General features: G+C 51.6%; 22 protein-coding genes. 8 read left to right on the top strand and 14 right to left on the bottom strand.

Going from position 1 to position 20479, the window contains the following annotated elements; all coding sequences use genetic code 11:
• The first annotated feature begins 98 nt into the window (after positions 1-98).
• Together MJX74_RS17755 and MJX74_RS17750 are read left to right on the top strand one after the other, a co-directional pair.
• A complete protein-coding gene (locus MJX74_RS17755) occupies positions 99-707 on the top strand; it encodes a LysE family translocator (protein WP_240224356.1) in 609 nt (202 codons plus the stop codon).
• Positions 708-727: 20 nt separating this feature from the next.
• The gene (locus tag MJX74_RS17750) at positions 728-2164 is read left to right on the top strand and encodes an aminotransferase-like domain-containing protein (protein WP_240224355.1); all 1437 of its coding nucleotides are present in this window, start codon (positions 728-730) and stop codon (positions 2162-2164) included.
• Between the two features lie 16 nt (positions 2165-2180).
• Here the strand turns inward: MJX74_RS17750 and MJX74_RS17745 are convergent, their stop codons facing one another.
• The 9 genes from MJX74_RS17745 to MJX74_RS17705 all read right to left on the bottom strand — a co-directional run bounded on the left by MJX74_RS17745 (position 2181) and on the right by MJX74_RS17705 (position 10246).
• Entirely contained in the window at positions 2181-3599 is a 1419-nt protein-coding gene (locus MJX74_RS17745; RefSeq protein WP_240224354.1) for an NAD(P)(+) transhydrogenase (Re/Si-specific) subunit beta, read from the bottom strand.
• A gap of 3 nt (positions 3600-3602) precedes the next feature.
• Complete coding sequence (locus tag MJX74_RS17740; RefSeq protein ID WP_068233127.1) at positions 3603-3917, bottom strand: NAD(P) transhydrogenase subunit alpha part 2; 315 nt, start codon at positions 3915-3917, stop codon at positions 3603-3605.
• Positions 3918-3942: 25 nt separating this feature from the next.
• Positions 3943-5070 carry an NAD(P) transhydrogenase subunit alpha gene (locus tag MJX74_RS17735; protein ID WP_240224353.1) on the bottom strand — a complete coding sequence of 376 codons (1128 nt, stop codon included), beginning with the start codon at positions 5068-5070 and terminating at the stop codon, positions 3943-3945.
• A gap of 63 nt (positions 5071-5133) precedes the next feature.
• On the bottom strand, positions 5134-6084 hold the full coding sequence (gene dusC, locus MJX74_RS17730) for a tRNA dihydrouridine(16) synthase DusC (protein WP_240224352.1): 951 nt from the start codon (positions 6082-6084) through the stop codon (positions 5134-5136).
• Positions 6084-6239 carry a DUF2256 domain-containing protein gene (locus MJX74_RS17725; protein WP_082694741.1) on the bottom strand — a complete coding sequence of 52 codons (156 nt, stop codon included), beginning with the start codon at positions 6237-6239 and terminating at the stop codon, positions 6084-6086. Before MJX74_RS17725 ends, dusC begins: the two co-directional genes overlap by 1 nt.
• A 1-nt stretch (position 6240) precedes the next feature.
• Complete coding sequence (locus MJX74_RS17720; protein ID WP_240224351.1) at positions 6241-7113, bottom strand: HDOD domain-containing protein; 873 nt, start codon at positions 7111-7113, stop codon at positions 6241-6243.
• 105 nt (positions 7114-7218) lie between these two features.
• Complete coding sequence (locus tag MJX74_RS17715; protein WP_092792424.1) at positions 7219-7683, bottom strand: hypothetical protein; 465 nt, start codon at positions 7681-7683, stop codon at positions 7219-7221.
• Positions 7684-7795: 112 nt separating this feature from the next.
• A complete protein-coding gene (locus MJX74_RS17710) occupies positions 7796-9637 on the bottom strand; it encodes a M48 family metallopeptidase (protein ID WP_240224350.1) in 1842 nt (613 codons plus the stop codon).
• 18 nt (positions 9638-9655) lie between these two features.
• Positions 9656-10246, bottom strand: coding sequence for a LemA family protein (locus tag MJX74_RS17705; RefSeq protein WP_240224349.1), 591 nt, complete (start codon positions 10244-10246; stop codon positions 9656-9658).
• Positions 10247-10418: 172 nt separating this feature from the next.
• On the opposite strand from MJX74_RS17705, the gene glpE reads away from it, so the two are divergent.
• Both glpE and glpG read left to right on the top strand, forming a co-directional pair.
• Positions 10419-10745 (top strand): thiosulfate sulfurtransferase GlpE, encoded by a 327-nt coding sequence (gene glpE, locus MJX74_RS17700; protein ID WP_240224348.1) that lies wholly within the window; start codon positions 10419-10421, stop codon positions 10743-10745.
• Positions 10729-11568 carry a rhomboid family intramembrane serine protease GlpG gene (glpG, locus tag MJX74_RS17695; RefSeq protein ID WP_240224347.1) on the top strand — a complete coding sequence of 280 codons (840 nt, stop codon included), beginning with the start codon at positions 10729-10731 and terminating at the stop codon, positions 11566-11568. Before glpE ends, glpG begins: the two co-directional genes overlap by 17 nt.
• A gap of 20 nt (positions 11569-11588) precedes the next feature.
• On the opposite strand, the gene MJX74_RS17690 is transcribed toward glpG, so the two are convergent.
• Positions 11589-11996 (bottom strand): flagellar basal body-associated protein FliL, encoded by a 408-nt coding sequence (locus MJX74_RS17690; RefSeq protein WP_240224346.1) that lies wholly within the window; start codon positions 11994-11996, stop codon positions 11589-11591.
• A gap of 179 nt (positions 11997-12175) precedes the next feature.
• Between MJX74_RS17690 and MJX74_RS17685 the strand changes: the two genes are divergently transcribed.
• From MJX74_RS17685 to MJX74_RS17675, 3 genes are read left to right on the top strand one after another with little or no spacing between them, the layout of a single operon-like run.
• A complete protein-coding gene (locus MJX74_RS17685; RefSeq protein ID WP_240224345.1) occupies positions 12176-12703 on the top strand; it encodes a chorismate--pyruvate lyase family protein in 528 nt (175 codons plus the stop codon).
• Positions 12703-13575 (top strand): 4-hydroxybenzoate octaprenyltransferase, encoded by an 873-nt coding sequence (gene ubiA, locus MJX74_RS17680; RefSeq protein WP_240224412.1) that lies wholly within the window; start codon positions 12703-12705, stop codon positions 13573-13575. Before MJX74_RS17685 ends, ubiA begins: the two co-directional genes overlap by 1 nt.
• 4 nt (positions 13576-13579) lie before the next feature.
• Complete coding sequence (locus tag MJX74_RS17675) at positions 13580-14023, top strand: DUF192 domain-containing protein (RefSeq protein ID WP_240224344.1); 444 nt, start codon at positions 13580-13582, stop codon at positions 14021-14023.
• Positions 14024-14296: 273 nt separating this feature from the next.
• Here the strand turns inward: MJX74_RS17675 and MJX74_RS17670 are convergent, their stop codons facing one another.
• The 4 genes from MJX74_RS17670 to MJX74_RS17655 form a co-directional block, all read right to left on the bottom strand.
• The gene (locus MJX74_RS17670; RefSeq protein ID WP_240224343.1) at positions 14297-17410 is read right to left on the bottom strand and encodes an efflux RND transporter permease subunit; all 3114 of its coding nucleotides are present in this window, start codon (positions 17408-17410) and stop codon (positions 14297-14299) included.
• 11 nt (positions 17411-17421) lie between these two features.
• Complete coding sequence (locus tag MJX74_RS17665; protein ID WP_240224342.1) at positions 17422-18657, bottom strand: efflux RND transporter periplasmic adaptor subunit; 1236 nt, start codon at positions 18655-18657, stop codon at positions 17422-17424.
• Positions 18658-18721: 64 nt separating this feature from the next.
• Complete coding sequence (locus MJX74_RS17660) at positions 18722-19099, bottom strand: hypothetical protein (protein ID WP_240224341.1); 378 nt, start codon at positions 19097-19099, stop codon at positions 18722-18724.
• A 19-nt stretch (positions 19100-19118) separates the two neighbouring features.
• Positions 19119-19736: a 2OG-Fe(II) oxygenase gene (locus MJX74_RS17655; protein ID WP_240224340.1), complete on the bottom strand. Its 618-nt coding sequence runs from the start codon at positions 19734-19736 to the stop codon at positions 19119-19121.
• Between the two features lie 107 nt (positions 19737-19843).
• Here MJX74_RS17655 and MJX74_RS17650 point away from each other — a divergent pair, with 107 nt between their 5' ends.
• Complete coding sequence (locus MJX74_RS17650) at positions 19844-20467, top strand: flavin reductase family protein (protein ID WP_240224339.1); 624 nt, start codon at positions 19844-19846, stop codon at positions 20465-20467.
• Positions 20468-20479 lie beyond the last annotated feature (12 nt).

The raw sequence follows: 20479 nt of genomic DNA, 5'->3' as shown, positions 1-20479 counted from the left end.
TTATCTGTACTGCTTATTTTGCACTGTACTGTGTATATTTTCTGCCGTGTGCACGCGCTACTGTCGCTACTTAACGTAAGCAAACAGGAGCAAGCTGCATGGAGTTATTCTGGACCTTAGTATTTTTTGCCTTTGCCACCAGTATTACACCCGGGCCGAATAACATTATGATTATGTCGTCCGGCGTTAATTACGGCGTGCAAAAAAGCCTGGCGCATTTGGCCGGTATTCAACTGGGGTTTTTACTGATGTTGCTGGCGGTAGGTCTGGGTGCCGGGCTGATCTTGCAGCAACAGCCGCTGTTGCACCAACTGATAAAGTTAGTTGGCTCGATATATTTGCTGTATTTGGCATGGAAAATTGCCAGCGCAGAGCCAAAGCAAATAGAAACGGGCAACAGTAAGCCACTGAGTTTTATGCAGGCACTGCTGTTTCAGTGGGTAAATGCCAAAGCCTGGGTGATGATTACCGGCGCTATTGCCGCTTTTACCAGCTTGCAGGGCGTATATTGGCAGCAACTGGCGCTGATTGCGCTGGTATTTTTGCTGGTGGGTTTGCCCTGCACTATTAGTTGGTTGATGTTTGGTGCCGGTTTAAAGCGCTTACTGACAGCACCAGAGCAACGGCGCTGGTTTAACCGGGCAATGGGCATGCTGCTGGCATTGTCGGTATTACCGCCATTGTGGCAGGCGCTACAGATGTTTTAGCTTAAACCAAAGGAGGGTGTGTGAGTTTTCGTTATCAACAATTGGCTGCTGAGCTGCAACAGCAAATAGAGCTGGGCCAGTATGGCTGTGGCGAGCGTCTGCCGGGTGTGCGCGAACTTGCCAGGCGCCGCTCGCTGAGTATTTCCACTGTGGTAGCGAGCTACCGCCGGTTGGAGGCTGATGGTTATTTGCAAGCCAATAACCGCAGTGGTTATTTTGTTAAAGCGCGTCATCAGCCGCCACCGCTTAGCAGTGCGTTGCTGCAACAGGCGGCTGTGCCCAGCCTTGTCTGCAGCCAGCAAATAGCGTTGTCGCTGTCTAAGGCTGCAGCCGATCCAGCCTATATGCGCTTAGGGGCCGCGGTACCTGCTGCGGTTTATCTGCCACAGCACGCGCTACAAAAAGCGTTGCAGCAGGTAATAAAAACCGAACCAGCACGCTTAATGCGCTATGAAGCCAGCCGCGGTGCGCCTGAATTACGCCGTGAAATAGCCCGGCGTATGGCATTACATGGCGCTGTGGTATCGCAGGACGATGTCATTATTACCAATGGCTGCCAGGAAGCGCTGATGCTGAGCTTAACCGCGGTAACCCAGCCGGGTGATGTGGTGGTGATAGAATCGCCGGCGTTTTATGGTTTGCTGCAAGCCCTGGAAGCGGCAGGTTTAAAAGCGCTGGCGCTGCCCACTAATGCACAAACCGGCATGGCGCCAGATGTGTTGGAGCAAGCACTTGAGCAATGGCCGGTAAAGGCCTGTGTGTTGATTGCTAATTACAGTAATCCGCTGGGCAGCCTGATACCTGACGCCAATAAAAATCGCATACTGCAGTTGCTGGCACAGCGTGATATACCGCTGATAGAAGATGACACCTACGGCGATTTAGGCTTTGCCGGGCCAAGGCCGGGCAGTTGTTTAGCGCTGGCGCCACAGCAGGATATTTTTTACTGCAGCACTTTTTCCAAAACGCTGTCGCCGGATTTACGCCTGGGCTGGGTAATAGCACCAAAACACACTGCAAAACTGGAATACCTGAAGTTTATTAGTAATATAAGTACCGCTGCATTGCCACAATTAGCGGTGGCAAAGCTGTTGCAAAGTGGCCAGTATGAACGGCATCTACGTCAGGTACGGCCACAGTACGAAGCTGCGGTGCAGCGCGTTAGCAGCAGTATTGGCCGGTTATTTCCACCCGGCACCCGCGTTAGCCAGCCGCAGGGTGGTTTTGTGCTCTGGGTAGAACTGCCACCAGCAGTAGATGGTTACACGCTGGCACAGCAGGCATTGGCAGAACATATCAGCATAGCGCCGGGGGTTATATTCTCACCTACCGCTGTGGCTGGTAGCGCGCACTACCGTAACTTTATCCGCCTAAACTGCGCTATAGAGCAGGATGCCCGGCTGGAGCGGGCACTGCAAACGCTGGGGCAGTTGTGTCAGCAGCAATTAAACCGGTAACGGCTTCTTGTGCCGGTTAATGCCCGCCGCCGAGTGATTTAATTGCCTGGATCATCGATACCATCACTTTTTGTGCATCGCCGTATACCATTTGAGTATTGTCGGCGTAAAACAGTGCGTTTTCCACACCAGAGTAACCTTTACCCTGGCCTCGTTTTACTACGTACACCTGCTTTGCCATATCGACATTCAGCACCGGCATGCCGTAAATCGGCGAGCTTTTATTGGTACGTGCCGCCGGGTTTACTGTGTCGTTGGCGCCAATGACTATGGCAACATCGGCTTCTTTAAACTCGCCGTTAATATCTTCCATATCAAAGATAATATCGTATGGCACTCCTGCTTCTGCCAACAACACGTTCATATGGCCCGGCATACGGCCAGCTACCGGGTGAATGGCAAACTTTACCTCAACCCCGGCATCCTGCAGCAATTTTACCAACTCGTACAGCTTATGCTGTGCTTGCGCCACCGCTAAACCATAGCCCGGCGCAATAATCACCTTGCTGGCGTAACGCATATTAATACCGGCGTCGCTGGCATCAATCGGTTTTTGACTGCCGGCAATATCCCCTTCAGCTTCATCGCTTGTGGCGCCAAAGTTAGAAAACAGCACATTGGCCACCGAGCGGTTCATTGCTTTAGCCATCAGCAGTGTTAGCAACGATCCGGCTGAACCGACCACCATACCGGCAATCATTAGCGCTGGGTTATTCAGCACATAGCCTTCAAAGCCAACGGCTAAACCGGTAAAGGCGTTGTACAGCGAAATGACCACCGGCATATCAGCGCCGCCAATCGGCATTGTCATCATTACGCCGTAAATCAGCGCCAGGGCAAAGAACACGGCAAACACCGGCCAGGCAACGATGCCGCCGTGCCAGATAATATAAGCGCCAATGGCCAGCAACACTAACAATAGGCTGCCGTTTACCAGCTGCAAGGCAGAAAAACGCAGGGTTTTATTAATACGGCCATCCAGTTTGGCCCAGGCGATAAGCGAGCCGGATAGCGCGATGGCGCCAATTAAGCCGCCCAGCACCGCCAAGCTGAGTGACACTGTGCCGTGGGTTTTGTAGCCAATCAGCTCTATGGCGGCAATCGCCGCTGCTGCACCGCCGCCCATGCCGTTATACAGCGCGACCATTTGTGGCATTTCGGTCATCGCGACTTTTTTGCCGCTACGCCACGCCCAGCCAAGGCCTAATACCAGCGCAATCAGTGCCAGCGTCAGATTAGTGCTAAGGTGTGGTTTGGCGGCCTCGTTAACATCCAGCGTGTATAAAAAGCTGGCCAGCACAGCCAGCACCATACCAACACCGGCAACGACAATACCAGAGCGGGCCGTGAGCGGTGAAGACATACGTTTTAAGCCGTAGATAAACAAAAAGGCGGCGATAAAATAACTACTGTCGATGAGCAAAGCTGCGTTCATGCCTTACTCCTTATTAGTTTTGCTGGAAGGTTTAAACATCTGTAGCATGCGTTCGGTTACCACATAACCACCGGCGGCATTGCCCGCGCCGAGCAGCACGCCGACAAAGCCGATGATCTGCTCGGGTAACGAGCTGGCGTTTAACAGCGCCCACAAGGCGCCAACCACAACAATGCCGTGAATAAAGTTAGAACCGGACATTAACGGCGTATGCAAAATGGCCGGTACGCGGCCGATAATTTCAAAGCCGGTAAAAGCGGCCAGCATAAAAATATACAGCGCCACAAAGCCGGTTAAGATGGTGGTGGTGTAATCCATGGTTATCCCCAAAAATAGTGGTAGGTTATTGCTGTTCCAGCGCGGTTTTAACCGCTGCCGGTTTGATCTCGCCCTGGAGCGTCAGCACAGTTTTTGCCTGCACTTCGTCATCCCAATCCAGTTTAATTTCGCCATCTACAATAAATAACTGTAATAAGTTCAGTAGGTTTTTGGCGTAAAGCTCTGAGGCATGTTCGGCCAGCATCGACGGCACATTTAACGGTGCGGCTATAGTGATTTGGCCCTGTGTAATGGTTTCACCGGGCACACTGTATTCACAGTTACCGCCGCCTTCAGCGGCTAAATCAATGATCACGGCGCCCAGTTTCATGCCATCTACCTGAGTTTTACTAATCAGCTTCGGCGAAGGCCGCCCGGGTATGGCAGCCGTGGTAATAACAATATCGGCCTGCTGAATATGCCGGGTAACGACACTGGCAATTTTGTCTTTCTCTTCTGGTGTCAGCTCACGGGCATAGCCGCCTTCGCCTCGGGCATCAACGCCGGTATCAACAAATTTGGCACCTAAGGATTCTGCCTGCTCTTTGGTTTCGGGCCGTACGTCATAGCCTTCAGTTATCGCACCTAAACGCCGTGCTGTGGCTAAGGCCTGTAAACCGGCAACACCCAGGCCCATAACTAAACAGCGTGCCGGGCGGATTGAGCCAACGGCGGTGGTCATCATAGGCAGAATGCGGGCAAGCTTAGTGGCACCAAGCAGCGCGGCATAATAACCGGCTAACGCTGCTTGCGATGACAGCGCATCCATGGCCTGAGCCCGGCTGATGCGCGGTACCTGCTCCATAGCAAAGCAGGTTATGTGTTTATCACGCAGTAAGCGGGTAAGGTCGGGTTCTTTGTGTGGATAAACAAAGCTAAGCAAAATGCAGCCGCGCGGCAGCAGGTTAATTTGCTCAGCTGTAGGGGGTTGTACTGCCAGTACTATATTAGCTGTTGTCAGCAGTTCTGGTTCTGTATTAACAAAACGCACTGCAGTATAGGCGCTGTCGGGTAATTTGCTGCTAAGGCCTGCGCCGCTGAGCAGGCAGATGTCGCAGCCAAGCTTACTGAGTTTATCGGCCACGGCGGGCACCATGGCAACACGTTTTTCGTCTGGCCGGCTTTCCTTCAGCACGGCAACCTGTATTGGCATAACTTGGACTCCTTAAACTAACTGTCTGAGGAGTATAGTCTTTATAAAAAACTTTGCGTTGGCTTACGCTTGCTGGCTTTGCTGCAGAGCCTGATTTAATGTCGCCAGAATATCGCTGCTTTTACGCAGCACACGCAGTTGCTGAAATAAGTCGGCCGCTTGCGGGTATTGCAGCTTTAAATAGCTGAACCATTGTTTGATACGGTTCGCATAGTACTGGCCTTTGTCACCGCTGATCTCAAATTCAGAGTAGCGCATTAGCAGTTCCAGCACTTGCGGCCAGGGCATAGCGGCTGCACCGGTACGGATGCTTTGAGCCAGGTTTGGCATAGCCAGCGCGCCGCGGCCGAGCATAATGTCGCTGCAATCGGCTTGCTGCTGGCATAAGGCGGCATCGGCAGCGTTCCAAATCTCACCATTGGCTACCAGCGGAATAGTTATCTGCTGTTTAATTCTGGCGATCCATGGCCAGTAAGCCGGTGGCCGGTAGCCGTCGCTTTTAGTACGGGCGTGCACGGTAAGCATACTGGCACCGGCATCAGCGATAGCCGCTGCATTGGCCAGCGTTAGGCTGGTGTCATCATAACCAAGGCGGATTTTTGCGCTAACTGGAAATTCAACCGGTACTGCATCGCGCACGGCTTTTACTATACTGTACAGCTGCTCGGTTTCTTTTAGCAGCACAGCCCCGCCGCGGCTTTTATTGACTGTTTTGGCCGGGCAGCCAAAGTTTAGATCAACGCCTGGCGAGCCCAGCTCTACCGCGCGCACGGCATTTTCGGCCAGCCAGTTTGGGTCTTGCCCCAATAATTGCACCCGCACCGGGGTACCGGCAAAAGTTTTGCCGCCGTTTTGCAGCTCAGGGCAAAAACGGGTAAATACCCGTACCGGCAGTTTCTGGTCTACGATGCGGATAAATTCGGTGATGCATAAGTCATAGCCGCCAATACGCGTCAGCATATCGCGCATAAGATGATCGACTACGCCTTCCATCGGCGCCAGAATAATCTTCATCAGCTTTGGGCCGGGTCGGCCGTTTTGTGGCGGCGGCAACGTTCAGAGCAATAGGTTACCTGCTCCCAGTTACGTTGCCATTTTTTACGCCAGCTAAACATCAGGCCGCATACCGGACAACGTTTTTCCGGCAAATGCAGTTTGTGGTGTGGCATATCAGACAGAGTAAACGGTATTGATGTGCTGGCGATGCAGCAGTTCAGCCAGTTCGGCCAATTGCAGCGGCTCTAAATCTAAAGCTTCGAGAATGGCGCCTTTGTGCAGCTCCCATTCCGGGTCCAGCGTAATATTAAACAGCTGGCGGCTTTGACCACTAAAATGCTCTGCCAGTTTTAGCAAGGCAAACAGCTGTTTTTCCAGTTCACTGTCGGTTTCCAGCATCAGTGCCGGGCTGTGGTGATAGGCAATAACATTACACAGCTCTGGCGTTAAGCCCCATGACTGTGCCACCAGGTAGCCCAATACCTCATGGCAGGTATGAAAATATTGTTCTTCAATCTCGCTGTAGCCGCGGCCCTGTTGCAGGCCTTGTTGCAGCAGTTGTTCGTAGTTACTTACCTGTTGCTGAATAAGTGCAATACCGGCGTTATGAAACAGGCCCAGGCTGTAGCAATCGTCCTGAATGTCCTGGCTGAAATTAAAATTCCTGGCCAGTGTCATGGCGATATTGCCGGTTTGTAAAGCGCTGGACCACAGTTTAAGGCTAAATTTGTCATGCCGCCCTTCAGACAGCGTAAAACGCACCAGTACACTGCGCACCAGTTTTAATACCCGGTTAACGCCGAGAAATTTACAGGCATGTTCTACAGAGGTAATTTTGTGCCGCAGGCCAAAAAAGGCTGAGTTCACTACTTTTAACGTAAAGCCGGCAATACCAATATCGAGGTTTATCAGTGCAGCAATGCGTTTAATGCTGGGCTCCGGCAGATCCAGCTGTTGTTGAATATGCTGCAGGATCTCCGGCTGTGGTGGTATGGTAAAGCCATCTAGCGCTTGTTCAATTGCTGACATATCAATGGCATGCGCCATAACACCTTCTCCGGTAACAAACTGCCAACTCAGCGGCTAATAGTAAAAGCCGCTGGGGTGAAATGCAAAACAGTTTTACGGTATTTATTGCCGCTACTATGTCCACTATGAGTCGAGATAGGGGCGGCCAGACATCAACTGCTGTGCCAGTTGCTGTTCGTTTTGTTGTTCATTCAATTGCAGATCGTTAAATTGCACATCGAACTGGATCAGCTCTTCATCGCCAAGGTGCTGGGCCACTAAGCGATCTGGCACCTGACCAACCTGCCGGTAGGCGTTAATGGCAACCTGGGCCGCTTGTTCCATCAATAATAAGAAGTGGCCTAATGGGAACTGCTGGAAAATGTCGGCATCCAGATGGGCCCAGCCGAGTAAATCACCACTGATAGCACCATCGGCATGATCGGTAAACATCATCGATACGGCCGGGCAGGACGGGTTTTCACCGGCCTGATATTGTTCAGCGTCTTCGCTGTTAAATACCAGCACATAACCAAAACTCGGGCTGCCTTCAGCGTCCATCTCGTCGAATGACGTATCGTACATCAGAAACAATCGATTATCGGTCATGACGTTATCCTGCTGAAAAAATGGCCGCTAATTTTACCTGAAATTAAGCAGATGCTAAAGGGCGAACTGTAATGATAAGTGCAATAGCGGTGAATATTGGCCATTAAGTGGTTTATGGCTCTGGCTGATAGGGTATTTCCAGTAATAATGCTAAGGCCAGCAGTAATGCCTGCTCTTGCGTTACCAGCAGTTCATCGGCACGCACACCGGCTTCAATAGCCAGCCACAGCTGCTGTTTTTGTTGTGGTGCCAGTGCCAGCAAGTGCGGCAACTGCGCGCTGAGGTTGGCAAAACTGAAATCAGGCCGGGTGTTGTCGGCAGTAAAAGGCAATGCGACCACAGCAGCCTGCCAGGCTTGTTGTTGCTTGGCATCGTCACCGGCAACCTGGCTCACTAAAGCCAGTAGTGCGCTAACTGCAGGCTTTAGTTGGGGCAGGGTTTTACCCGAGTACTTGCGGTTTATCTGAGCCGGATCAAACTGCACTGCCACACTGTGCTCTACAAATTCGCGCGCCAGCCAGCTGCCGATATCCGGAGTGCCGGCAGCCTGCATAAGTGCTTGTAATAATTGTTCAAACTGGCGAAACTTGCTTTCGGATAAGGTTTTAAGTGCCGGGATCAGCCGCTGCAATAGCTGCACTTGTTGCAGGGCATCCAGGTTTGCCACGCTGTCACACAGTTGATCGGTTTGCTGCAATAAACTGGCAGATCCCAGCTCTTTAATCAGTTGCAGTTGTTTTTGCCGGATATCGTGATCCTGCTGCAGTAGCAAGCAACACACCAGCGCTGTGGCGGGCTCTGTCTGGCGGCTGCTGTGTAGCAGCAATAAAGGCAACGCCTGTTGTAAGCGCTCAGCATTAGTGGGCTTAGCCTCATTGGTGCCGGCGGTAGCATCAACTGCCGTTTGTGCGGACCGTGCAGTGGGGAATTTGCCATTCCAATGGGGTTCCAGCCGTTTTATCCGCGTGGCCAGGGGCGGGTGAGTAGCAAAAATAGCCGCCCAGCGGCTGATAGCTTCACCAAAAAATAAATGGCTGTTTTCATCGGCATTCTGGTTTTTAATTTTACTTGAACTGCTATGGCTGCCAATGGCTTTTAACGCACCGGCGATCCCGCGTGGGTTGCGGGTAAACTGCACAGCAGAGGCATCTGCCAGAAATTCGCGCTGGCGGCTTACTGCCGCTTTAATCAGGTTACCAAAGAAAGAGCCTAAATAGCCTATTACCACTAAGCCCAGTGCCAGCAGCACTATGCCGCCACCGTTGTTTTTACTGTTGCCGGAAGAGCGGCTGCTGGCGCGTATGGCACCGGCTCTACCGCTGCCACGCAGCATATAATAGCCAATATGCCCAAGAAACAGGATGCCGTTTAAAATAGCAATCAGGCGGATATTCATCCGCATATCACCATTTAATATGTGGCTGAACTCATGCGCTATTACGCCTTGTAGTTCGTCGCGGTTTAATTGTTCCAGGCAACCCTGGGTAACACCAATCACGGCATCGGCCGGGCTGTAACCTGCGGCAAAGGCGTTAATGCTCTGTTCTGGCAGCAGATATACCGGCGGCACAGGGGTATTAGCGGCCAGAGCCATCTCTTCTACCACGTTAAGCAAACGCCGTTGTAGTGGGTCCTGACTGTCGGGTAACAACCGTATGCCACCGAGCGACTCGGCTACTACCTTTCCGCCGGCTCGTAGCTGCTGCCATTTAAACAGCACGGCTATGGTTACGGCAACCAGCACAGCGACACTCACCCAGCCAACCAGATGCCAGGGCAGGGTTTGCCAGTGTAAGGATGATGATAAAAAAGACGGGTCGATAAAGCCTAAACTAACCAGGGCGATAATATTGGTTAGCAGTAATAACAGCAGCACAGCCAGCGTAAATAACACCACTAAAATGCGGGTATTACGCCGGGCTAAATCCTGCTGGGCAAAAAAGTTACTGCTCATATTTTGCTGCGCTACAGTTTAAAAGCTGACTTTAGGTGCAGCCTGAATGGCGGCACTGTCGGCAAACTCCAGCAGCTTGGCATCGGCGGCATGGCCAAAAGCCGGGGCCAGCAGCACCGGTGGAAAGCTTTGTTTGTAGCTGTTGTAGTCGGTTACTGCATCATTAAAAGCCTGGCGGGCAAAGGCTACCCGGTTTTCGGTACTGGTAAGCTCTTCAGACAACTGCATCATGTTCTGGTTGGCTTTTAAATCCGGATAGGCTTCCATTACTACATTTAACCGGCTCATAGCACTTTGCAATGCGCCTTCAGCCCCGGCTAGGGTGCTGATAGCCCCTGCATCGCCCGGGTTGTTTGCTGCAACTTTTAATCCGGCCAGTGCTGCATTACGGGCATTAATAACGGCCTCAAGCGTGTCGCGCTCGTGGGCCATGTAAGCTTTGGCTGTCTCAACCAGATTCGGGATCAGGTCGTAACGGCGTTTCAGCTGTACTTCAATTTGGGCGAAGGCGTTCTGAAAGCGGTTTTTCAGTTTTACCAGCTGATTAAAAATGCTGATAACCCAGAATACTATGGCAACTAAGATAGCCAGAATAATCAGGCTGGTCATGATGTCTCCGAGGTTACATAATTCAGGCAGCTATTGTTAACAATAATTTAATCAGTGTCCAGAGATTCTTGCTAAAGCAGCATTAAACTGCGGTAGTTGGTGCTGCGATGTGTCTGGCTGGTAATTCCTGATGGCTGCGGTATCATAGCCAGCCTGACATTGAGGGGTAAGCATGAGCGATTTTCAACATATTTCTGTGGCACAAACGGCGGAGTTACTGGCTGAAGGCAAAGTGATTATTGCCGATATCCGCGATGAGCACAGCTTTGCTGGTGGCCATATTGATGGGGCTTTTCATCTGACTAATGGCAGCTTAACTGGCTTTATGCAACAGTACGAATTTGAGCAACCTGTGGTGGTGGTGTGTTACCACGGCAATTCCAGCCAGGGGGCGGCGCAGTATTTGGCCCAACAGGGTTTTGAGCAGGTATACAGCATGGATGGCGGCTTTGAAAGCTGGCGCCAGCAGCTGCCTTTTGTGAGTGGCGACAGTGCATAAATTTGCCGAGTTAAATTCTGCCCAGGCGGCACAACTGTTTGCTGCTTACTGCGTCGCTCAGGGGCTGGAGGTAAATGCGGTTGTGCAGCAGCCAATGCTGGCTGAGCTGTATGGTGCAACAGAGCAGCTGGCCCGGATAGAGCAGGAGTTTGCCCGTTTTTTGCAGCAGCCGGCGCATCCGCGGTATCAGGCCGCGGCCTGGCAATTAAGCCAGCCAGACAGCCAAAAACTGCAGGATGATGGCCTGCCGGTGTTTAACTGGCGCGAGCTGTGGCGTCAGGCACCTTTAACGTCAGCAGTGTTGCTGTTATGCCTGTTGGTGTATCTGTGGCAGCAGTTGGACTGGCGTAGCAGCTCTGCGGCTTTGCAGCTTACCGAGCCCACCCAGCTGTGGCGCTGGTTTACACCGATGTTACTGCATTTTTCGTTGACCCATCTGGTGTTTAATCTGGCCTGGTGGTTGTATCTGGGGCGCCAGTTTGAGCAACGGCTGGGGCAGGTAATGTTGCTAAATGTCACCCTGTCGGTGGCGCTTATTTCAAATGCCGCGCAGTACTTTATGGTTAATCCTAATTTCGGCGGCTTATCTGGCGTGGTGTACGGTTTATTTGGTTATTTCTGGATTGCAGGGCGGTTGAACCCGGCGCAGGGTTTATATATCAGCCCGGGGCTGGTCGGGTTTATGTTGTTATGGTTATTACTGGGGTTTTTCGACGTGCTTTGGGTAAGCATGGCAAACTGGGCGCATCTGGGTGGTTTACTAGCCGGTATGGGCTGGGCCTGGTTGTTGCGTAAACAAACAGGCCGTGAGCATGCGCAATAAAGGGCTTACTGATACAGGTGCTACTGATATAGATATTTGGTAAATAAAATATCTCTGATCATGGCGTTACCGGTTTCTTTTTTCATCGCCTGTTGCAGTTTATCTAAAATAGCCAGGCGAATTTCTTCACGGCCGGTAAGTGACTTTATTTTATCTTCCGGCTGTTTGGTAAAGGTGCCGATAATAAGATCCAGTATCAGCGGCTCGTGATGTTCAATAGCGGTCAGATAAGCTTTATCTTCGATCATCAGCTCTACAGTAACGCGGATATAACCCAGGCTGCGACGGTTGCCGGAAATATAGTTAGTCACGATATCCGGGTCAAAACCGTAATAGACAATTTCTTGTGGCTGCTGTGCAACAGCGGGTTGTGTTGCAAATAGCAGCGGCACTGACAGCACCAGAGAAAGCAGCAGGCTTTTGATCATAAGTATCACTTTTGGTTGAGGAATAAATGGCGGCAACGACACTAACAGTAGCGTTAAGCGTGGCATTTTACCAGCTAACTGAGTTTACAGTAAGCCGTTTTTCTGTGTTGATTACGGCTGAAAAGTCAGCCTGAAGTTGCTATGATACGGCCAGACTTTTGGTTGCAGAATAGATATTTGTGAGCACTCCCCTGATTTCTCTTGCCCGGCACTGGCAGGATGCCAATACCCTGACGTTGCCTGTCGCGTTAGCGCCGTGGATTTTAGAACCCGCCTCGCTGACCGCACGTTTAAAGCAGCATTGTCAGCACTTTCGTCTGCAGGTATTGCAGGAATACAGCGCTGTCTTACCCGAATTTTTACAACCTTTGCTACCTGACACTAATGCAGTGCAGGTGCGGGAAGTGATTTTATGGTGTAACGATATGCCCTGTGTGTATGCACAAAGCTGGTTACCCGAGCAAACTATCACCAAGCTAAGGCCGCTGGCCGATTTAGGCGAACGGCCATTGGGTGACTATATTTTTCAGCATCAGAGCCTGCACCGCGGCACTATTGAAGCTGCACAGTTGGACGTTATGCTGCCACAGCTGAATATTGCTGCATGCTGTTATGTCCGTCGCTCAGTATTTCAGCTGGAAGGCCAGCCACTGCTGGTTGCTGAAGCCTTTTTGCCTGATATCAGTAAACTGGAAGCCACCTTGTGATGAAACTGGCGCTGAACTGGGCCAACCGGGGTTATTACCTGCAATTGATGCGGATAAATAAGCCGATAGGTACATATTTGCTGCTATGGCCCACCTGGTGGGCATTATGGCTGGCTGCCGAAGGCCCGCCGCCGCTGTATTTGCTGCTGGTGTTTAGCGCCGGAGTGGTACTAATGCGCGCCGCCGGTTGCGTAATTAACGATTACGCCGATCGCAAATGGGACGGCGCGGTAGAACGCACTAAACAGCGGCCTTTGGCCAGCGGGGCGATAAGCAGTAGTGAAGCGTTGCAGTTATTTGCACTGTTGGTGTTACTATCTGCCGGTTTATTGCTGTTTTTAAACTGGCAGACGGTATTGTTATCGGTAGTAGCTTTATTGCTGGCGTCGGTGTATCCCTTTATGAAACGCTACACCCACCTGCCACAGGTAGTGCTGGGCGCAGCGTTTAGCTGGGGTATGCCAATGGCGTTTATGGCTATTCAGCTGCAATTACCGCCGCTGCTGTGGCTGCTTTACGTTGCTAACCTGCTGTGGACAGTGGCTTATGACACCTACTATGCGCTGGTCGACCGGCCGGATGATCTGATAGTAGGCATTAAATCTACCGCTATTTTATTTGGCAAATATGCCTTGCCTATTATTGCGCTGCTGCAGTTTTGTACTTTACTGCTGCTGGTTGCAGTGGGGTATCTGGCGCAATTACATCTGGTGTATTACCTTAGCCTTACTGCTGCAGCCGGCTGTTTTATTTATCAGTATATTATTGCCAGAGGCAGTCGCCAGGGCTGCTTTATTGCATTTTTGCACAATCACTATGTGGGTATACTGGTGTTCGCCGGTATAGCCTTAAGTTACCTGTTACAAGGATAAACCTATGATAAAACGATGTTTAGTTATGCTAGCCATGGTAATACCATTGTTGGCTTGTGCCGTACCGGCCGATGAGCGGCAAGTATTCAGTTTGGTGCCGTTGCAGCTGGGTAAGCAATTAATTCACGTGCAGCTGGCCGATACACCGCAAAAGCGCGCACAGGGGCTGATGTTTCAGCAAAGTGCAGACCCAGGCATGTTTTTGCTGTATAGCGAGCCGCGAGAGATTTCATTGTGGATGTTAAATACCTCGATGCCGCTGGATGTGGCTTATATTGATGCCAACTGGACGATAGCAGAGCTGATTACGCTTGAGCCTTATGATGAAACGTCAGTACCATCAAAACAGCCAGCAATAGCTGCGCTGGAAATGCCGCGCGGCTGGTTTGCCAAATATGGCGTAGCGGTTGGGCAAAAGGTAACGCTACGTCCAGAGCAAAAACCCTGAATTTAAATTAAAAACAGGGAGCACTGCGCCGATAGCGCAGCCTTGAGTATCACTTTGCCCACAGACTTGCTAAGTGCCAGCTTCGTAGCACGAGATAGTTGCCGGTCTGCTCGCCACAGCAGGGTTACGGGCATCATGCCCTCCACCAGGCGGACCAGCTGCGCTGACCAAATTCGTTCCAGACGAATTTGTTATCCGCCTTCGCTAACGCGAAAAGGTCCGTGGCTGCGCTATCGACAACTATCTCTGCCTTATTTCACTATCCGCTTAGTATCAGTTTGCTGGTAACACGCGGCGCAGCAGCAAAAAATACAATACCGGCATTAGCAGCATCGACACCAGCGGTGCGGCCAGCATCCCGCCCAGCATAGGTGCGGCAATGCGCTGCATAACCTCATTGCCGGCGCCACTGCCCAGCATTACCGGCAGTAAACTGACAATAATAGTTAGCACCGTCATCGCTTTTGGCCTTACCCGCTGGACAGCACCCTGCATAATGGCCTGCCATAGCTGCTGCTGATTTTGTGGTTTTACTTCCTCCACTGCGCGCTTTAAATACAGCAACATTACTACGGCAAATTCAGCCGCTACGCCCCCTAGGGCAATTAAGCCCACGGCAACGGCTACCGATAGCTGGTAATCCAGCAAATACAGCAACCATAAGCTGCCGCTAAGCGCAAAGGGTAAAGTAACCAGCACCAGCAGCACATCACTAAAGCGGCGGAAGGTTAAATACAATAGCAACACAATAAGCAGTAAAGTAAAGGGCAGCAGTTGCTGCAGGCGCTGTGTTACCCGCTCCAAGTATTCATACTGGCCGCCGATACTTACGCTAACCTGTGGCGCAAAACGCTGCTCTGCCAGCAGTTGCTGCAACTGGGTGATATAATTACCCAGCTGGGTTTCTGCCGGTATATCAATATAAACCCAACTGGTTAAACGGGCGTTTTCAGCGCGGATCATCACCGGGCCTTTTACTACCTCTACTTTTGCTACCTGCTCCAGCAGCAGGTAGGCGCCGTCAGCGGTTTGCAGCGGCAATTTACGGATGTCGTCCGGGTGGCTGCGGCTGTCGCGCGGGAAGCGCAGGCTGATATCGTAGCGCTCGCGGCCCTGAATACTTTGTGCCACCGGCGCACCGCCAATAGCAAAGGCGACATATTGCTGCAGCTCGGTAAGTGTCAGGCCGTAGCGGCCCAATTGCTGTAAGTTGGGTGTGATTTGTAAATACAGGCCATCTTCAACGCGCTCTGCAAATACCGAGCGGCTGCCCGGCAGTTGCTTGATCAGGCTTTCCAACTGTTGCGCTGTTTGAGAAATAGTCGCCAGATCCGGCCCGCTGACACGTACCCCCACTGCGGTACGAATGCCGGTAGATAACATATCAATGCGGGTTTTTATCGGTGGCAGCCAGGCATTAGTCAGGCCTGGTACCTGCACGGTGGCGTCCAGCTCGGCAATAATATCATTTAGCGTAAACCCATCCCGCCATTGGCTTTGCGGCTTTAACTTAATGCTGGTTTCCAGCATTGTCAGCGGGGCCGGATCGGTGGCGGTATCGGCGCGGCCACTTTTACCCAGCACGGTGTCTACCTCGGGCACGGTTTTTATTAAGCGATCCGTTTGCTGCAATAACTTCGCTGCCGTAGCCGGGCTTAGGCCGGGCAGAGTGGTGGGCATATACAGCAGATCGCCTTCAGCAAAGGCTGGCATAAATTCGGTAGATAACCGTTGCCACGGCAGCAGGCTGGATCCCAGTGCCAGCACACACAGCAGCACCAAAGTTTTTGGGAAGCGCAGGCACAATGTTAGCAGCGGCGTATAAAGCGCAATCAGCAGGCGGCTAAGCGGGTTGCTGTGCTCTGAGGGCAGCTTGCCGCGTAAAAAGTACAGCATCAGCACCGGGATCAACGTTATTGCCAGCAATGCCGCCGAGGCCATAGCAAAGGTTTTGGTGTAAGCCAGCGGGGCAAATAAGCGGCCTTCCTGCGCTTCAAGCATAAACACCGGTAAAAAACTGACGGTGATCACCATCAAAGAGAAAAACAGCGCCGGGCCAACATCCAGGCAGGCATCGATAATGGTTTGGCGAAACTCTGCAGCGCTCAGCTCTTTGCCATTAGCACGGGCTTGTTCCAGCTTTTTATGGCCGTGCTCTACCATGACAATGGCTGCATCTACCAATGCGCCAATGGCAATAGCGATACCACCCAGGCTCATCACATTGGCATTAATACCCAGCTTTTGCATCAGCAAAATACTGGCTAATAGTGCCAGTGGCAAGCTGATTACTGCCACTAACGCAGAGCGGGCATGCAGTAAAAACACCAGACACACCAGCGCGACTACCGCCATTTCTTCCAGCAGTTTCTGGCTTAAATTGCTGACGGTATTTTCAATCAGTTCAGAGCGGTCGTACACCGTTACCAGTTCTGCGCCTTCTGGCAGGCCGTTTTTCAGCTCAGCCAGTTTGCGCTTTACTGCATTGATGGTGCTAAGGGCATTTTCGCCCTGGCGCATCACAATAATACCGCCAATCACTTCACCTTCGCCGTTAAGCTCGGCAATACCGCGCCGTGCAGCCGGTACTAATTGCACAGTGCCGATATCAGCTAATGTCAGCGGGTAATCGGCGCTGTTACGCACGCCAAGTGGCACTGCGGCCAGGTTTTCCAGCGATTGAATATATTCACCCGCCTGCACCAGCAGTTCAGTTTCGGCTACTTCAATAATGCCGCCGCCCTGCTGCTGATTATGGTTGTTAATGGCACTAATCACCTTCGCCAGCGTAACGTTATAAGCGCGCATCAGCCGCGGCTCTATTTGTAACTGATAAGTTTTTGCCATACCGCCGATGCTGGCGACTTCTGCCACACCGCTGACACTTTGCAATTCAGGTTTAAGGAAAAACTGCTGCAGGCTGCTTAGTTGCTCCAGCGACTGCTGGCCGGTTCTATCGACCAGAGCGTACTGAAATATCCAGCCGACACCGCTGGCATCAGGCCCTAAGGTAGCATTGGCGCCAGCGGGTAGCGTAACGGTTTGCAGATATTCCAGTACCCGCGAGCGCGCCCAGTACGGGTCGGTACCATCTTCAAAAATAACATACAGATAGCTGTCGTTCGGCATGGAAAAACTGCGTACTGCTTTGGCTTTGGGTACTGCCAGTAACGCACTGGATAGCGGATAGCTGATTTGTTGCTCTATCGTTTCCGGTGTCTGGCCCGGGTAACTGGTTTTTATAATAACCTGCACATCAGATAAATCCGGCAGGGCATCTAATTTCAGCTGCTGGCTGGCCTGATAGCCAAACAGTGCCAGCGCAAAAGTACTGAGCAAAATCAGTAGCGGGTTTTGTACTGACCAGCGAATAATAGCTTTAATCATGTTCGCTGCTCCTAATGCTGATGAGTGCCAGCTGTGCTTTGTGGCAACTGGCTTAAACTGGCCTGGGCATCAAGTAAAAACTGGCCGGATACCACCACCTGTTCACCCTGATGCAAGCCGGTTAACACCTGCACATAACCCTGAGCGCTGCTGCCGGTAGTAATATGCCGTGCGCTAAAGCTATCGCCATCTTTCACAATAACCCGGCTGCTGTTACCTGATAACAACACAGCGTCACGCGGCACTGCTAACACATCACGTAGCGGGCCGCCGTATAGCCGCACTGGCAGCAACATATTGGGCTGCAGCAGTTGCTGTTTGTTATCTACCGTCATGCGTACTTTGCTGCTGCGGCTTTGCGCATCCAGTGCCGGATAAATAAAATCGACCTTGGTTTCAATGCCTGTTACCTGATGCTGGGGAATATCTACCTCGGCGTTCATACCGTCACGTAACCAGCTTTGCTGCGCTTCAGGTACATCGGCCAGTAGCCAGACTTTGGCTAAACTGGTGATTTCCATCAGGGTATCGCCTGGGCTGATATACATGCCATCGCGCACGTTCAGCATAGTTACCACGCCATCCTGATGGGCATACACAGTAATGTGGTACTGGCTTTGCCGGCTTTGTTGTAGCTGGCTAATATCGTTATCGGTAAGGCCAAGCAGCCGCAGGCGGGTTTCGGCGCGTTTTAGCAGGCTGCTGCTGCGCTCGCCATTTTGTTTACTGACAGATAGCGCCTGCAGATAATCATCCTGCGCTACCAGTAAATCCGGAGCATAGTAACTAAACAGTTTTTCACCGGCTTTAACGCGCTGGCCCAGGCTGCGCACATATAATTGTTCTATCCAGCCCTCCGCGCGGATATGGCTGTGGTGAATAGCATCTTCCGGGTATTGCACCTGGGCATAGCTTTCAATAAAGCGCCATAACGTACGCGGCGAGGCAACTTCGGTGCGTATCGCCAGCGCCTGTTGCATAGCACCGTTAACTTCTACAGCTGTTGTTTGCTGCTGGCGCTGCTGCACTAATTCCATGCCACAAATCGGGCAGTTACCGCTCTCGCCCTGCTGAATATGTGGGTGCATCGGGCAGACATACAGCGGTGTTGTTTGTGGTAATATGCCAGGCTGCGCGGCAGGCGAAGCAGCCGGTGTGGCCTGATGAAGATGTTCACTATGATCTTGTGCCGATACAGCAAAAACCGGTTGCAATAACAGCAAGGTTATAAAATAAAAAGTACGCATAATATTTTCCTGAAACAATACAAACCCGTGTGCAAAAGCACAGCATTAACGTGGTTTAAACGGTTCAGGCGTTTATAGGCGGCGGGGGATCTTCAGTAAACAACCACTGTGGCAGGCTGTCAGAGAGCCTTGCAACGGTGTTATCAGGGCGGATATAGCGAAATAACTCAGTGGCTAACAGCGCACCGGCTGTAGCACAGTGCTTGGCGCAGCAATCACCTTTGCATATATGTTGAGCTTGATCACAGCAACTCTGATCGGTCTCTTCAGGTACCGCTTTTTGCGCGCTATGGCATGGCATATCCATTTCGGCTACCGGTGCTGTATGCTGATGCTGAGCCATTGCATCGGCCAGCGTATAGGCATGCGCCTGCTGCACTGATCCGCTAAGGCCGGATAGTGCCAGAGTAAGCAACAGGAGATAGCTAAGTACAGTGCGCATGGCGCTCATCATATGCGGTTTAACTTGCCGGGTCCAGCACGCCGTTAATGCTGGCATTTTTACGAAACCAACCGGCAATGCTGTAGCGGCTGTCTATAGCTGGCAGTACTTCATGTGGGAAGCGCTCGCTTTCAAACAAGATCAGGCCGCCTGCAGTGGGCAGAAATTTATCAATCAGGTTGTCGTGTTCATCATACAGGGCTAACTCGCCGCCCGCGCTGACGCTGTTTAAGTAACTTACCGTGGTAAGCACCCGGTTTGAGCGGCCGCTAAAAGCATCAACATGCTTTTGGTAATAGTCGCCGTTTTGGTAGCGGGCAAAATGGCATTCAAAATCAAATAAACCTAAAAAGCAGCGCCGGTTAAATAGCTGCTGTAACTGTGCCATCTGTGCCAGATATTGCTGCTGAGCCGCTGTGCTGCCATCAAGCCACTGCGTGGCATCGCGGCGGATCTGCTGATTTAACTGGTGATCGCTCTGTCGGCCAACACCGGCTGGTGCCAGTTGTGCATTATATTGTGCCTCGTGCGCCAGTGCGGTATTTAACTCTGTGCTTAAAAAGTTGGGCAGCCAAACCCAGCCGTGCCGATAAAAAGCATCGATAATAGTGTCACTGGAAAATACGGGGCCGGACATAGCGTTACTCAGAAGATAAACGGCGTTTATTGTCGCTGAAAAAATCACGCCCATAAAGCGGATTTTGTTACTCTTTGCATCCGGTTAGTTAACGCCAGAGGAAAACCATGTCAGACAATATCTATTTCTATGAACCCGCGAAAGGCCATGGCTTGCCGCATGACCCTTTTAATGCGCTGGTCGCGCCAAGGCCGATTGGCTGGATTTCATCACAGGACAGCGAAGGCAAGCTTAACTTAGCACCTTACAGCTTTTTTAATGCCTTTAATTACACGCCGCCGATTATTGGTTTCGCCAGCACCAGTTACAAAGATACGCTGCGTAATATTGAGCAAACCGGTGAGTTTTGCTGGAACCTGGTAACTAAACCGTTAGCAGAGGCGATGAACCAGACCAGTGCCGCTGTTGCACCTGAGGTAGATGAATTTGCGCTGGCGGGTTTAACAACCAAAGCGTCCAGTATTATCAAGGTGCCGCATGTTGCACAAAGCCCGGTTACTTTTGAGTGTAAGCTAAGCCAGATAGTGCAGCTAAGTGCAGCCGATGGCAGCAAAATAACAACCTGGATGGTGTTTGGCGAAGTGGTAGGCGTGCATATTGCGCGGCATTTGCTGGTGGATGGACTATACGATACAGCTGCTGCTGAGCCGGTATTACGCGGTGGCGGCGCGGGCGATTACTTTGTCGCAGATGCAGCAACGCGGTTTCAGCTATTGCGGCCAAAGATTTAATAAAGTAGACGA

It is taken from the genome of Rheinheimera hassiensis, from assembly GCF_022436675.1.
GTDB lineage: Bacteria > Pseudomonadota > Gammaproteobacteria > Enterobacterales > Alteromonadaceae > Alishewanella > Alishewanella hassiensis.
Note: the sequence above shows the minus strand (reverse complement) of the source record. Positions and strands in the feature narration are given on the sequence as shown.